The organism is Streptomyces sp. NPDC002580 (assembly GCF_042889485.1).
Classification (GTDB): Bacteria; Actinomycetota; Actinomycetes; order Streptomycetales; family Streptomycetaceae; genus Streptomyces.
On record NZ_JBIAQZ010000004.1, the window covers coordinates 246,179 to 259,602 of the forward strand.

10 protein-coding genes are annotated in these 13,424 nt (G+C 73.0%); 1 reads left to right on the forward strand and 9 read right to left on the reverse strand.

Annotated elements, in window-relative coordinates:
- Positions 1-170: 170 nt before the first annotated feature.
- From ACFYW7_RS15200 to ACFYW7_RS15235, 8 genes are all read right to left on the reverse strand, one after another.
- The gene (locus ACFYW7_RS15200; protein WP_389502085.1) at positions 171-2,531 is read right to left on the reverse strand and encodes an SWIM zinc finger family protein; all 2,361 of its coding nucleotides are present in this window, start codon (positions 2,529-2,531) and stop codon (positions 171-173) included.
- Positions 2,528-5,539, reverse strand: a complete 3,012-nt coding sequence (locus ACFYW7_RS15205; protein ID WP_389502720.1) for an SNF2-related protein — start codon at positions 5,537-5,539, stop codon at positions 2,528-2,530. The genes ACFYW7_RS15200 and ACFYW7_RS15205 overlap by 4 nt, the downstream gene beginning before the upstream one ends.
- A 183-nt stretch (positions 5,540-5,722) precedes the next feature.
- The gene (locus tag ACFYW7_RS15210) at positions 5,723-6,304 is read right to left on the reverse strand and encodes a sugar kinase (protein ID WP_389502088.1); all 582 of its coding nucleotides are present in this window, start codon (positions 6,302-6,304) and stop codon (positions 5,723-5,725) included.
- Complete coding sequence (locus ACFYW7_RS15215) at positions 6,301-7,485, reverse strand: ROK family glucokinase (protein WP_389502090.1); 1,185 nt, start codon at positions 7,483-7,485, stop codon at positions 6,301-6,303. Before ACFYW7_RS15215 ends, ACFYW7_RS15210 begins: the two co-directional genes overlap by 4 nt.
- A gap of 129 nt (positions 7,486-7,614) precedes the next feature.
- The gene (locus tag ACFYW7_RS15220) at positions 7,615-8,421 is read right to left on the reverse strand and encodes an ATP-binding cassette domain-containing protein (protein ID WP_389502722.1); all 807 of its coding nucleotides are present in this window, start codon (positions 8,419-8,421) and stop codon (positions 7,615-7,617) included.
- 14 nt (positions 8,422-8,435) lie between these two features.
- Positions 8,436-9,491 carry an ABC transporter permease gene (locus tag ACFYW7_RS15225; RefSeq protein WP_389502092.1) on the reverse strand — a complete coding sequence of 352 codons (1,056 nt, stop codon included), beginning with the start codon at positions 9,489-9,491 and terminating at the stop codon, positions 8,436-8,438.
- Positions 9,488-10,492, reverse strand: coding sequence for a sugar ABC transporter substrate-binding protein (locus ACFYW7_RS15230; RefSeq protein ID WP_389502094.1), 1,005 nt, complete (start codon positions 10,490-10,492; stop codon positions 9,488-9,490). The genes ACFYW7_RS15225 and ACFYW7_RS15230 overlap by 4 nt, the downstream gene beginning before the upstream one ends.
- A 447-nt stretch (positions 10,493-10,939) precedes the next feature.
- Positions 10,940-11,677 (reverse strand): GntR family transcriptional regulator, encoded by a 738-nt coding sequence (locus ACFYW7_RS15235; protein ID WP_389502724.1) that lies wholly within the window; start codon positions 11,675-11,677, stop codon positions 10,940-10,942.
- Between the two features lie 128 nt (positions 11,678-11,805).
- Here ACFYW7_RS15235 and ACFYW7_RS15240 point away from each other — a divergent pair, with 128 nt between their 5' ends.
- The gene (locus ACFYW7_RS15240; protein WP_389502096.1) at positions 11,806-12,819 is read left to right on the forward strand and encodes a Gfo/Idh/MocA family oxidoreductase; all 1,014 of its coding nucleotides are present in this window, start codon (positions 11,806-11,808) and stop codon (positions 12,817-12,819) included.
- A gap of 90 nt (positions 12,820-12,909) precedes the next feature.
- Here ACFYW7_RS15240 and ACFYW7_RS15245 read toward each other — a convergent pair whose 3' ends face one another.
- Entirely contained in the window at positions 12,910-13,401 is a 492-nt protein-coding gene (locus tag ACFYW7_RS15245; protein ID WP_389502098.1) for a hypothetical protein, read from the reverse strand.
- Between the last annotated feature and the right edge of the window lie 23 nt (positions 13,402-13,424).

Consider the following 13,424-nt stretch of genomic DNA (forward strand, 5'->3'; position numbering starts at 1 on the left):
CACCGTCCTTCACCACGCCTCAACCTGGGGTGGGAAAGGGCTCGCTGATCGGGTCCGGGTGATCAAGGCCCGCTCGAACCCGCGGCCGACGGTGTCCCGCGTCCGGCGCGCGGGGACGGAGACCGAGCCGCACCACCACCGGCCGGCGGCGCGCGGCGAGTCCGGTCGGGTCAGATCTCGCCCGGTGCGCCGAGGCCGGTCAGGGCGCCGACCGGGTCGAGGTCGGGGGTGCCCCGGGGCCACCAGTCGTCGCGGCCGGCCTCGGACTCGTAGGCGTACCACAGGCCGTTGCGGCCCAGACGGAGCTGGGCGTGGCCGTGCGGGTGGGTGAGATGGTTGCGCCAGGGGCGGAAGGCCGGGAAGTCGGCGGCCGTCATCAGCGGCCTGGCCCGGTCGAACCGGCCCGCGGGAGGATCCCAGGGCTCTTCGAGCACGCCGAGCGCGTCGAATCCACCCTGGCGCCAGGCGGCCACGGCCCGCGCCAGTTCGGTCGGGGTGCGGCCGGTGGCGGAGGCGAGCGAGGAGTAGAGCGCGCGCGTGGTCGCCGTGAGACCCGATCCGGGACGGGCCGCGGCGATGCGCACCGCGTCCTGCCAGAGCGTCAGGTCCGCCACCGGATCGCGGCCCGAGGTCAGCAGCGCGTGCGCGCGGGCGGCCGCGTCCGTGGCCAACTGGTCCAGCGCGAACGGGTCCGGGCCTCCCGGCGCGGCCGGGTAGGTCGGCGGCTGCTCGGGATGCGCGGGCGGCGGCAGCGGGGCGGGGAGCGGGGGCAGCACGCGTCGTGCGACGGCCTCGCGGGCGCGCACTCCGGGCAGCTGTGCCGGTTCCCGGTCCTGGGCGGCGCGGGCCGCGCGGGCGGCGTTGCGCCGGGACAGCGCGTCCAGCAGCTCGCGCTCGCCGCGGCCGCGCAACAGGAGGAGGACGAAGGGGTCCTGGTCGAGCAGCCGTGCCAGCTGGTAGCAGAGTGCGGCCCCGTGCTTGCAGGGGTGGCCGAAGTCGGGGCAGCTGCAGTGCGGTTCGAGTTCGCCCGCGCCGGGGAGCAGTTCCACGCCGCACTCCGCCAGCGACCTGGGCATCTCCTTGTCGAGCAGTGCCGCGATGTGTCCGGGCCGTTCGGCGGCGGCGTCGAGGAAACGGTCCCAGTCGTCGTCGGTCAGCGTCCGGACCCTGACCTGGACCCGGTAGGGCCGGGGGCGGCTCCCGTGCACGTACGCGAGCACCAGACCGGGAGTGACGGTGATCGCGTCGACGTGTCCCTGTCCGGCGTACGTCCGCCCGCGTGCCAGTCGGGCCGCGTCCAGGGCCCCTTCCTCCAGCGCGGTGACCCAGGCGTTGCCCCACCACGTCTCCGCGAAGCCGTCGGCGCCCGCGGGCCGGGGGAGAAAGGCGGGGAAGGTACGGCGCAACCGGCCGTCACGGCCGGGAGACGCCATGGTCCCGGGGTTGACGGTCCCGACGGCCGGCATCGCCTCGCGACCGTCCGCCGGGCGCGCGGGCCGACCGTGGTCCCTGTCGCGATCCGCCTCGCCGTCGTGGTCGGCGGGATGCGACGTGTCCCCGGTGTCGTCGAGCAGGTCGGCGGGCAACCGGAAGGCGCCGGAGAGCAGATCGCGCAGCTCCTGTGCCCGGGAGTCCCCGCCCCCGCTCACAGGGCTCCGGGGGGTCACGGGCTTCGCAGGGGTGCGTCGCCCGCGGGAACCGGCGGGGGACGTCCTGGCGGGCCGCCGTCTCGCGTCGACTCCCGCGTCCACGGCCTCCGTCGTCCCCTCCCCGTCGCCGTCCGTTCCCCGCGTCCGAAGGCGTCTCGCCTCGTCCCGGGCCGCCCGCAGCGCGTCGCGGGCGATGTCACCGGGGCGCGCTCCCCCTGCGGTCCCCGCGCCGGAACGGTCGGCCGTGGCGGGCTCCATCGCCTCCGAAGCCTTCACCGACCTCTCGGCGGAGCCCTGATCCGAGGCGGCCTCGGGGGAACCTCCGGACGCCGGAAGCGGTCCGTCGCGCGTTTCCCGCACGTCCGGCACCCGGGCGTCGCCCTCGTCGTCTCCGGAGTCGGAACCCGCGTCGGCATCGGCATCCAGGCGCGCGTCCGGATACGGACCCGCCCCCTCACCGCCACCCGCGAGGGGCCCCGCCGTCGCACCCTCTCCGCCGGCCGTCCCGGCGCCCGACTCGGTGCCGCCACCGGCCGCCTTGGCCGCCGCGGTCGCCCGTCGCAGGGCCTCGCGGGCCGCCTCGCTCGGCCTCGGTCCCCGGGACACCGCGCTCGGGGACGCCGTGGGCGAGGAGGTCGGGCTCGCGGGCGTCTCGGGGGCTCTGGAGGGCATGCCGGTCACCGCTTCCCGGGCGGCGCGCGCGCCCGGGTGCTCCTCGGCCGCCGCGCTCTCCCGCTCCTTCTCCCGGGCCGCGCGCAACGCCCGCCGGGCCTCGTCGGCGGGGCGGTCCCCGGTGACGGGACGAGGCCGCCCGGTGCTGTCGGCCCGGTCGCCGTCCCCGGCCTCCGCCACGGGACGCTCCTCCCCCTCGGTCCCGCTCATGTCTGCCTCCGAAGCGATACGAGGTCGGACAGGTCCCGGTCCGTCAGCTCCGTCAGGGACGCCTCGCCGGAGCCGAGGATCGCGTCGGCCAGAGCCCGCTTCGCCTCGAGCATCTCGGCGATGCGGTCCTCCACCGTGCCCTCCGTGATGAGGCGGTGGACCTGCACCGGCTGGGTCTGGCCGATGCGGTAGGCGCGGTCGGTGGCCTGCTCCTCGACCGCGGGGTTCCACCACCGGTCGAAGTGGACGACATGGCCGGCGCGGGTGAGGTTCAGGCCGGTGCCGGCGGCCTTGAGGGACAGCACGAGGACCGGGGTCGCCCCGCTCTGGAAGCGGTCCACCATGTGTTCGCGTTCGGCGACCGGGGTGCCGCCGTGCAGGAGTTCCACCGGGACGGCGCGGGCGGTCAGATGCGCCGTGATGAGGCGGGCCATGCCCACGTACTGGGTGAAGACGAGTGCGGAGCCGTCCTCGGCCAGCAACGTGTCCAACAGCTCGTCGAGCAGGGCCAGTTTGCCGGAACGGGTGGCGGGGCCGTGGGCGGCGGCCCGGGTGTCCTCCTTCAGGAACAGGGCCGGGTGGTCGCAGATCTGCTTGAGGGAGGTCAGGAGCTTGAGGACCAGTCCCCTGCGGGCGATGCCGTCGGTGGTCTCGATGGCCAGCATGGATTCGCGGACCACCGCCTCGTAGAGGGAGGCCTGCTCACGGGTCAGCGGGACGGGATGGTCCGTCTCCGTCTTGGGCGGGAGCTCGGGCACGATCCCGGGGTCGGACTTCTTGCGGCGGAGCAGGAACGGGCGGATCAGCCGGGCCAGCCGGGCCACGGCCTCCTCGTCCTCGCCGTTCTCGACTGCGCGCGCGTGCCGGGCGCGGAAGGACTTGAGGGGACCGAGCAGCCCGGGTGTCGTCCAGTCCAGCAGGGCCCACAGTTCGGAGAGGTTGTTCTCGACGGGGGTGCCGGTGAGCGCGACGCGCGCGGGGGCCGGGATCGTCCGCAGGGCCTTCGCCGTCGCGGAGTACGGGTTCTTGACGTGCTGGGCCTCGTCGGCGACGACCATGCCCCAGGGCCGGCCGGCGAGCTGGGCGGCGGCCGACCGCATCGTGCCGTAGGTGGTGAGGACGAAGCCGCCGTCGAGACCGTCGAAGGTGCGGTCGGGGCCGTGGAACCGGCGCACGGGGACCCCGGGCGCGAAACGGGTGATCTCCCGCTGCCAGTTGCCGAGGAGCGACGCGGGGCAGACCACCAGGGTCGGTTCGCTGCGGGCCCGCCGCAGGTGGAGCGCGATGAGGGTGACGGTCTTGCCGAGTCCCATGTCGTCGGCGAGACAGCCGCCGAGACCGAGGGAGGTCATGAGGTCCAGCCAGGCCAGGCCGCGGAGTTGGTAGTCCCGCAGGCGGGCGTCCAGACCGGGGGGCGGCTCGATCGCGGTCACGCCCGCCGTGAGGCGGTCGCGCAGCGTGGCGAGGGCGCCGACCGGCACCGCCTCGACGGTCTCGCCGTCGACCTCGGCGCTTCCGGTCAGTGCGACGGAGAGGGCGTCGACGGGGTCGAGCAGGCCCAGTTCGCGCTTGCGGGCCTTGCGGACGAGCGCCGGGTCGACCAGGACCCACTGGTCGCGCAGCCGGACGACCGGCCGGTGCGCCTCGGCCAGGGCGTCCATCTCGGCCTCGCTGAGCGGATCTCCGCCGAGGGCCAACTGCCAGCGGAACTGCAGGAGTTCCTCGCTCTCGAAGAACCCGGTCCCGTCGGTGGCCGACCCCGGCGCGGGACGCACCACCGCGGCGGCGGTCAGGTCGTGGGCCAGGTCCCGCGGCCAGTGCACGGCGACGCCCGCCGCGCCCAGGCGGGTGGACACGACCCCGAGCAGATCCGACAGCTCCTCCTCGGAGAGGGCGAGCACATCGGGCACGTCCTGTTCGGACAGCCGGTCCAGGGGCGGCCAGACCCGGGCGGCCCGACGGACGGCGAGGGCGGCGTCGACGCGTGCGCGGGGACCGAAGACCTCGTCGGCCGTTCCCGACCAGAGGGCGGCCGCGTCGACGACGAGGGTGGGGTCGGCGAGGCTGTGCACCTGGACGACGGCGGCGCCCGCGCGGCGCGCTCCCTCACCGTCGTCGAAGAGCTGGTGCGCGGACAGGTCCAGGCGCAGCGAGATCCGTACGCCCGCGTCCATGCCCGCGGCGACCTCGGCGGCCCAGTCGTGGGCGCCGGCCAGTCGCTGCGGCTCGCGCGCCGCGAAGGGCCTGCCGGAGGTGTGGGGCGCGGCCGGGGTGCGCGGCAGGGTGTCGGCGACCGCGTCGAGGAAGGACCGCATCAGCGCTTCCGGTTCGGGCAGCAGGATCGGTCCCCTGCCGGGGAGCGGCACCGCGTGTCCTTCGTACGGAAGGGCCGCGGCGACCGACCTCAGGTGGGCGATGTCGTCCTGGTCCAGAGGGCCCGCGCGCCAGGAGTCGAAGCCGTCGGGGGTGAGACCGGGGAGCAGCCGACCGCGCGCGACGAGGCGCAGCGCGTGCAGCGCGGCGGCTCCCCAGCAGGCGGTGGCGGGATGCGCCGCGGGGTTCCGGCGGGCCCCCGCCAGGAGCGGCAGGGCCTCGGCCACGGAGAGGGTCAGTGCGGACACGGTGCTCCTGCGGACTCCCGGACCGTGCGGCCGTACGACCGTCAGCTCGGTGTGCCCGAGCGCGGACGCGTCCCTTTCCGGGACGGCCGACGACGCGCCCTCGGGGCGCTCCTCCGTCGGCGTGCCCGGCCCCTCGTCCTCGGGATCGGAGCCGGGGGCGGAGGGCGGGGGTTCGCTCTCGGGGTCCCAGAACGCGATCCGTCCCTCGCGCGGCAGGGGCGCGGGCAGGAAGACGGCGGCGAGCCGCACGGACGGCGTCCCGCCGGGACGCGACGCCGTGGAGGGCTCCCGCGCCGGGGACTCCGGCACGGACACCGTGCGCACCCGTGCCGAAGGCGCACCGGAGGCACGCGCCCGCCCTGTCACCACGTCCGCCCCGTCCCGCATACGCCCGGTCACCTCCCGCCCCTCCGTCGAATCAGTCGTCCTCGACTCTACGGGCGGGGTCTGACAACCGGCCCCCACGACCGCACCACGCGGGCACCGGCCGGGGCGGGGTGAGGCGAGGCGGGGCGGGGCGCGGTGGACGGGAGCGGCCGCGGACCGGACCGGCGTCGTGCCCGGAGCGGGTTACGGGATCGTGCGCGAGACGACGTACACCATCGGGTGTCCTGGCTCGGACCGGTTCACCACGATGTCCTGGGTGGGAGCGGGGTCCTTCTGCTTGTGGACGAGCCCCGACCAGGGTCCGGGCCCCGTGAACTCCCAGCCGACGACCTTCTGGTCGCGCGCGCCGATGGTGATGTCGTCCGCCTTCAGGTCGTCACGGCTGCTGCCGATGCCCTGGAGGAACCGGACGAGGCCCACCTCGGTGGTGCCGAACTGGACGTACAGGCGGCTGGTCTTCCAGTTGTTCGTCTCGTAGTACGCGACGTCGGTGGAATAGCCGGGGATGGGGACCTGGTAGAGACGGCGCTGGACGCGCGAGGGCCAGCCCTCGGTGAGGCCCGTCGCCGAGTACTTCTTCTCCTTGTCCTTGCCGCTGTCGCGGCTCTGGTTGGCGGAGATCACCAGATAGCCGGCCGGTACGCCGATGAGCAGCACGATGATCAGCAGCGTCAGCGCGCGGCGGCGGAACCTGCGGCGCGGGTCCTCGGGCGGCCGACGCGGCTCGTCCGGGGGCGAGGCCTGGCGGGGCAGTGAGGCCGTCACAGCGACTCCTGGGTGGTGCGACGGGACTCGGCGTAGCGCTCGTACCGCTCGTAGCGCTCGACACGGCGGCGCTTGGCGCGCCGGAAACGGCGGGCGACGAGCCGCGCGAGGTCCGCGGCGCCGACCATGCCGGCCTCGGGACCGAGCTGGGCACGCGCGATCCGTGCCTCGGGGCGGTAGCCACGGCCCGTGAGATGACGGCGGAAGGCCTCGCGCGCGGGGCCGATCAGCAGGTCGTCGGCCGCGCTGACCCCGCCGCCGATGACGAAGCAGGAGGGATCGAGGGCGGCCGCCAGGTTGGCGATGCCCACGCCGAGCCACTGGCCGATGTCCTGGAGGAGCTCGACGCACATGGCGTCGCCCTCGCGGGCCAGCTCGGTGATGAGCGGGCCGGTGATGTCCCCGATGTTGCCCTTGACGTGCTCGATGATCCCGTACGCCACCGGGGAGTCGGCAGCGGCGAGCTCGCGGGCCTCGCGGACCAGCGCGTTGCCGGAGCTGTACTGCTCCCAGCAGCCTCGGTTGCCGCACGGGCACCGGTGGCCGCCGGGCACGACCTGCATGTGGCCGAACTCTCCGGCGACACCGAACTTGCCGCGCTTGACCCGGCCGTCCTCGAGGATGGCGCCGCCGATGCCGGTCCCGAGCGTGATCATCACGAGGTGGTCCTCGCCGCGGCCGGCGCCGAACCGCCACTCGGCCCAGGCGGCGGCGTTGGCGTCGTTGTCGACGAGGACGGGCACGGCGAGCCGCCCGGCGAGGCGGTCGCGCAGGGGCTCGTTGCGCCAGGACAGGTGGGGGGCGAACAGGACGCGGTTGCGCTCGGCGTCGACCCAGCCGGCCGCGCCGATGCCGACGGCGTGCACGTCGTGCCGGTCGGAGAGGTCCAGCACCAGCTCGACGATGGTGTCCTCGACGACCTTGGGGCTCTTGGACTTGTCCGGCGTCTCGGCCCGGAGTTTCTCCAGGATGTTGCCGTCGGCGTCCACGACGCCCGCCATCACCTTCGTACCGCCGATGTCGATGCCGACGGTGGGGACGCGGGGTGCCGTCAGATGGGAACGGCGCTCGCGTGTCCCCACGGTCCGCAGGACGGTGCCCCGCGCGGAGCCGATGGGGGTACCCCCTGCCCGAGCGGAGCCGAGAGCTCGGGGAAGCGCGAGGTCGCGGTAGGTACTCATCGCGCCGATTCTGCCCTACACCGCACCGGCGCCGCACCGTGGAACCGCGGGGACGCGCGTGACCCGCGGGCCGCCCGTGGCCCGTCCCGGCCGGTCGGCGGAGCCGTACGGGTCACGGCGCGACCCGCCTCACCCGGCGCGGTTCTCCAGTTCGTGGCGCAGGTCGTCCAGCTCGCTCCCGCCCGCCATCTGGCGCGTCAGCTCGTCGAGCGTGATCCCGTCCCGGGTGTGGCTGCCGGACATGGTGCCGCGCTTCAGCAGGACGAAGCGATCACCCACCAGATAGGCGTGATGAGGATTATGGGTGACCAATACAACACCCAGTCCGGCGTCGCGTGCGGCAGCCACATATTTGAGGACCACGCCGGATTGCTTCACCCCGAGGGCTGCGGTCGGCTCGTCGAGGACGAGGACCTTGGCGCCGAAGTGGACGGCACGGGCGATCGCCACGCACTGGCGCTCGCCTCCGGAGAGGGTGCCGATCGGCTGGTCGACGTCACGGAGGTCGATGCCCATCCGCAGGAGTTCCGCGTGGGTCGTCCGCCGCATGAGATCGACGTCCAGGCGCTTGAACGGGCCGGCCCCCTTCCGAGGCTCGGAACCGAGGAAGAAGTTCCGCCACACCGGCATGAGCGGGACGACGGCCAGGTCCTGGTAGACGGTCGCGATGCCCCGGTCCAGGGCCTCGCGCGGGGAGGCGAGCCGGGTCTCCTCGCCCTCGATGCGCAGGGTGCCCCCGTCGTGCCGGTGACGCCCCGAGATGATCTTGATGAGGGTGGACTTGCCCGCGCCGTTGTCCCCGAGCACGCAGGTGATCTCCCCTGCGGCGACCTCCAGCGAGACGCCTTCGAGGGCGCGGATGTTGCCGTAGTACTTACTGACGTCGTCGAGCTCGACGAGCGCCGTGCGCTCCGTGCCGGCGGGTTCCTCGGCCATGTTCCTGTCCGTCGTCACTTCGTCGCCTCCGCGCGCTTGCGGACCCAGTGGTTGAGCAGGGTCGCGAGGAGCAGCATCACGCCCAGGAAGAACTTGAACCAGTCCGGGTTCCACTCGGCGAAGACGATTCCCTTGCTGACCATGCCGAAGATCAGCGCGCCGACGGCGGCACCGACCGCGGAGCCGTAGCCGCCGGTGATCAGGCAGCCGCCGATGACGGCCGCGATGATGTAGATCAGTTCGTTCCCGACGCCCTCGCCGGACTGCACCACGTCGAACGAGAACAGCAGGTGCTGTCCGGAGATCCAGGCGCCGAGGGCGACCCCCATGTAGAGGCCGATCTTGGTCTTGTCGACCGGGACACCGACCGCGCGGGCCGCCTCCTCGCCACCGCCCACGGCGTAGATCCAGTTGCCGACGCGGGTGCGCAGCAGGATCCAGGTGGCGACGGCCACCAGGACCAGCCACCACAGGATGGTGATCTTGAAGTCGACACCGCCGATGGTGATCGTCGACGCGAAGACGTCCTTGGCGGAGGAGAACCCCTCCATGTCGGAGATCGACTTGGTGGAGACCGTGCCGCTGATCAGCTTGGTGAATCCGAGGTTCATGCCGGTCAGCATCAGGAAGGTGCCGAGCGTGATGATGAAGCTGGGCGGGTCGGTACGGGTCAGCATGACTCCGTTGAAGACGCCGATCGCGAGCGTCACGAGGAGCGAGACGAACACGCCGACCCAGACGTTCGCCGTCATCTGGTAGCTGAACATCGACGAGATCAGCGCGGAGCTGGTCACCATGACGCCTGCGGAGAGGTCGAACTCGCCGCCGATCATCAGCAACGCGACCGGGACGGCCATGATGCCGATGGTCGACGCCGCGTACAGGACGGTACTGAGACTCGCGGCCCGGACGAAGCTGTCCGCGAAGATCGCGAAGAAGAGGAAGACGGCGACCGCGCCGACCACGGAGCCGAGTTCCGGGCGGCTCAGGAGTCTGCGCAGGGGCGAGGTCCTCAGGAGGCGCTCGTCGGTCCCGGGGCCGGGGGTCGGCGCGGGTGCCGTGGCGCTCATCGGGTCCCCCGGTCCGCGTACTTCTCCAGCTCGGCGGCCTGGTCCTTGGTGATGATCTGCGGTCCGGTGAGGACCGGCTTGCCACCGCCGAGGACGTCCGCGTTGTACTTGTAGAGCCAGAGCAGGTCCACGGCCTCGTAGCCCTGGAGCCAGGGCTGCTGGTCGACGGCGAAGCCGAGGGTGCCGTTCTTGAGCTCGGCGGCGACCTTCGCGTTCAGGTCGAAGGTGTCGATCTCCGCCTTGCCGCCCGCGTCCTGCCTGGCCTTGACCGCGGTGTCCGCGAACGGCGCGCCGAGCGTGACCACCGCGTCGATGGAGCCGTCCGCCTGGAGCTTGGCGCCGATGGAGGACTGCACGTCGGGCATGTTGGTGCCCGTCACGTAGAGGTTCTGCACCGTCCCGTCGAACGTCTTCCTGATGCCCGCGCAGCGCTGCTCGTGACCGACGTTGCCCTGTTCGTGCAGGACGCACAGGGCCTTCTTGCGGCCCCGCTTGTTCAGTTCCTCGCCGACGGCCTCGCCGGCGATCGTCTCGTCCTGGCCGATGTGGGTGAGCGCGCCGAAGGCCTTCGACTCCTCGGATCCCGAGTTCACCGTGATCACCGGGATGCCCGCCTCGCGGGCCCGCGCGACCGCGGCCTTCATCGCGTCGGGCTTGGCCAGCGTGACGATGATGCCGTCGACCTTCTTGTCGACGGCGGCGTCCACGAGCTGTGCCTGCTGCTGGGCCTCGTCGTCGTGCGAGTACAGGAAGTTGATGTTGTCCTTGACCGCGGCCTGCTTGGCACCGTTCTGCACGATGTCCCAGAAGGTGTCGCCGTCGCCCGAGTGGGTGACCATCGCGAAGGTCCACCGGGGCGTGTTCACCGCGGCCCTGCCCTGGGCCTCCGCCGCCTTGCGGGCGTCCTCGGCCCGCTTGCCGCCGGTGCTGCTGCATCCCACCAGGGACGCCCCCAGCGCTCCTGCCAGCGCGATGCCCACCCAGGTTCGAGTCCGTGCCACGAGGCCGTGCCCTTCTTGCCGTGCTCCTTGATGTGCCGGGCCGGACGGACCGGACCGGGGGCCCTTCCGCGGGCCCTTCGGGGCCGGAGTCGAACCGGCCCAAACGACCAAGTATCGACCACGGAGACCGTCCCCCCGACCGACGGGTCCCGCGCGCGACGCGCGTCGGCGGCGCGGTGAGGCCGCCCGGGTGGCGGGGAGGGACGAACCGGGGTCCCCCGCGCAGGCCGGTCACGGCGGGCCGAGCGGGTCGATGCGCATCGGACCAAGCCGACCCTGGTCAGGCCTCGTCAGGTCAGGACCGCCGGCGGACCGGACCGAGGGCGGGGTGCCTTCACGGGCGTCCGGAGCGCGGCACGGAACACCTCGGCCCGGCCCGGCTCAGGGCAGGGCAGGGCAGGGCAGGGCTGCGGAGAGTGGCTCAGCGCGGCGCCGGGAGCGAGCGGGTCAGGGCCTGACGAGCAGCTGGAACTCGAAGGAGTAGCGCGAGGCGCGGTAGACATGGGTGCCGAACTCGACGGGGCGGCCGGTGTCGTCGAAGGTGGTGCGCTGCATGGTCAGCAGGGGAGCCCCGGCCGGCTCGCCGAGCCGCTCGCCCTCCTCCGCCCCGGCCGCGCGGGCGCCGACGGACTGGCGGGCGCTGTGCAGGGTGATGCCCGCGCCGCGCATCAGCCGGTACAGGCCGGTGGCCTCCATCCGGGCGCTGTCGAGTTCCAGCAGGCCGGGGGGAAGGAAGTTGCAGAGGTACGCCATCGGCTCGCCGTGCGCGAGCCGGAGCCGCTCGACACGGTGGACCTCGCTGCCCTCGGCCACCCCGAGGGCGGCCGCGACCTCGGTGGACGCCGGTTCGACGATGTTGACGAGGACCTGCGTGGCGGGGCGCTGTCCCGCCGACTCCAGGTCGTCGTAGAGACTGCTGAGCTCCAGCGGGCGCTTGACCTGGCTGTGCACGACCTGGGTGCCGACGCCGCGGCGCCGTACGAGCAGGCCTTTGTCGACCAGGGACTGGATGGCCTGGCGGACCGTGGGACGGGACAGACCGAGCCGCGCGGCGAGCTCGATCTCGTTGCCGAGCAGGCTGCCGGGGGTCAGTGCGCCGTGCTCGATGGCCGCCTCGAGTTGCTGCGACAGCTGGAAGTAGAGCGGGACCGGGCTGCTGCGGTCGACGCTGAGCTGGAGCGACACGGTCGGATCCACATCTGGTTTGGCCACGGCCCGAGCGTAGCTCCGGGAGATGTTGACGGGAAGTTGTGAGGTTCGATTGTCCGGACAAACCATTGACAGCACCGCCGGTCGGCCATCAGTTTGTTCCCATGCGCATCGGACTCATCGGAGCGGGTCGTATCGGTACATTTCATGCGGCCACTCTCAGCCGTCATCGCGAGGTGGGCGGCTCCCTCATCGTCACGGACGCCGACCCCTCGCGGGCCCAGCGACTGGCGGACCGGCTGGGCGCGACGGCGGCGCCCAGCGTGAACGAGATCTTCACCTGGGGCGTCGACGCGGTGGTCATCACCGCCGCCACCTCGGCCCACGCCGAACTGATCGGACGGGCGGCCCGCTCCGGACTCCCGGTCTTCTGCGAGAAGCCCATAGCCCTCGACCTGGCGGGCACGCTGGCCGCCCTCGCCGAGGTCGACGCCGCCGGAACGGTTCTGCAGATGGGCTTCCAGCGCCGCTTCGACGTGGGCTACACGGTCGCCCGCGAGGCGGTGCGCTCGGGCCGGCTCGGCCGGCTGCACACCGTGCGCGCGATGACGTCCGACCAGTCACCGCCCCCGGCCGACTACCTCCCGCTCTCCGGCGGGCTCTACCGCGACTGCCTGATCCACGACTTCGACATGCTGCGCTGGGTCACCGGCCGCGAGGTCGTCCAGGTGTACGCGACCGGTTCCGACGCCGGCCCCTCGATGTTCCGCGAGGCGGGCGACATCGACACCGGCGCGGCCGTCCTCACGTTCGACGACGGCATGCTCGCGACGGCGACGGCCACCCGGATGAACGGCGCGGGCTACGACGTCCGCATGGAACTCTCCGGCGAACTGGACCAGATCACCGTCGGCCTGGACGACCGTACGCCGATCGCCTCGACCGAACCGGCCGGACCCCCGCCCGCCGACAAACCGTGGACGGGTTTCCTGGAACGCTTCGGCCCCGCGTACGAGGCGGAACTCGCCGCCTTCGTCGAGGTGATCCGCGGCGAACGCGCCAACCCCTGCGACGGCCGTGAGGCACTGGAGGCACTGCGCATCGCCGAGGCCTGCGAAGTGTCACGACGCGAGCGGCGCCCGGTGTCACCTGCGGAGATCCCGGGCCGCAGGAACTGAGCACGGCGGGCACCGCGCCCGGACGTACCGTCGCCGGGTCCAGGAGCGCTCCTGGACCCGGCGACGAGGACGGACCTCACGGCCGGTCCCTCATCCCAGCAGCCGCACGGCCGGCGTCTGCCGGTCGACACCGAGCACCCGGTCGCAGTGCTTGCACGTCAGGCGATGCGGCCTGGCCTGGTTGGTCTGGATGCTGCCGCTGCCCGACTCCCCCGACTCCTGGCAGTGGTAGGCGAGTTGCAGCCGCACCCAGGGATGGCTGGTGGGCGCGGCGGACCGGTGGCCGTCCCTGGTGTCGGTGAACGGGGCCCACCAGAAGTCGAGCAGGGCGCGGACCGCAAGCCGCTCGCCGCCCGTCGTCGTGTCGAACCCCGCGATCCTGCCGGCGGTGTGGTGGCGCTTGAATCCGCTGCGACTGCCGGAGCACAGCGCCCGCTCCGCCCCGCGCTCGAACACCGTCGTCCGTCCGATCCGCTCGCAGACGAAGCAGTCCACGCTGAACTCCAGCCGGGAACGCCAGTAGAGCTGGTGGGAGTCCTCCACCTCGGTCAACTCCGCGGTGATCTCCGCCGTACGCAGCACCGTCGACACTCCTCACACGGCAC

Bases quoted from the DNA above. Each gene is read 5' to 3' on its own strand.
- ACFYW7_RS15200 (WP_389502085.1), bottom strand. From the start codon at position 2,531: ATGAGCGGGACCGAGGGGGAGGAGCGTCCCGTGGCGGAGGCCGGGGAC.
- ACFYW7_RS15205 (WP_389502720.1), bottom strand. From the start codon at position 5,539: ATGCGGGACGGGGCGGACGTGGTGACAGGGCGGGCGCGTGCCTCCGGT.
- ACFYW7_RS15215 (WP_389502090.1), bottom strand. From the start codon at position 7,485: ATGAGTACCTACCGCGACCTCGCGCTTCCCCGAGCTCTCGGCTCCGCT.
- ACFYW7_RS15220 (WP_389502722.1), bottom strand. From the start codon at position 8,421: ATGGCCGAGGAACCCGCCGGCACGGAGCGCACGGCGCTCGTCGAGCTC.
- ACFYW7_RS15225 (WP_389502092.1), bottom strand. From the start codon at position 9,491: ATGAGCGCCACGGCACCCGCGCCGACCCCCGGCCCCGGGACCGACGAG.
- ACFYW7_RS15240 (WP_389502096.1), top strand. From the start codon at position 11,806: ATGCGCATCGGACTCATCGGAGCGGGTCGTATCGGTACATTTCATGCG.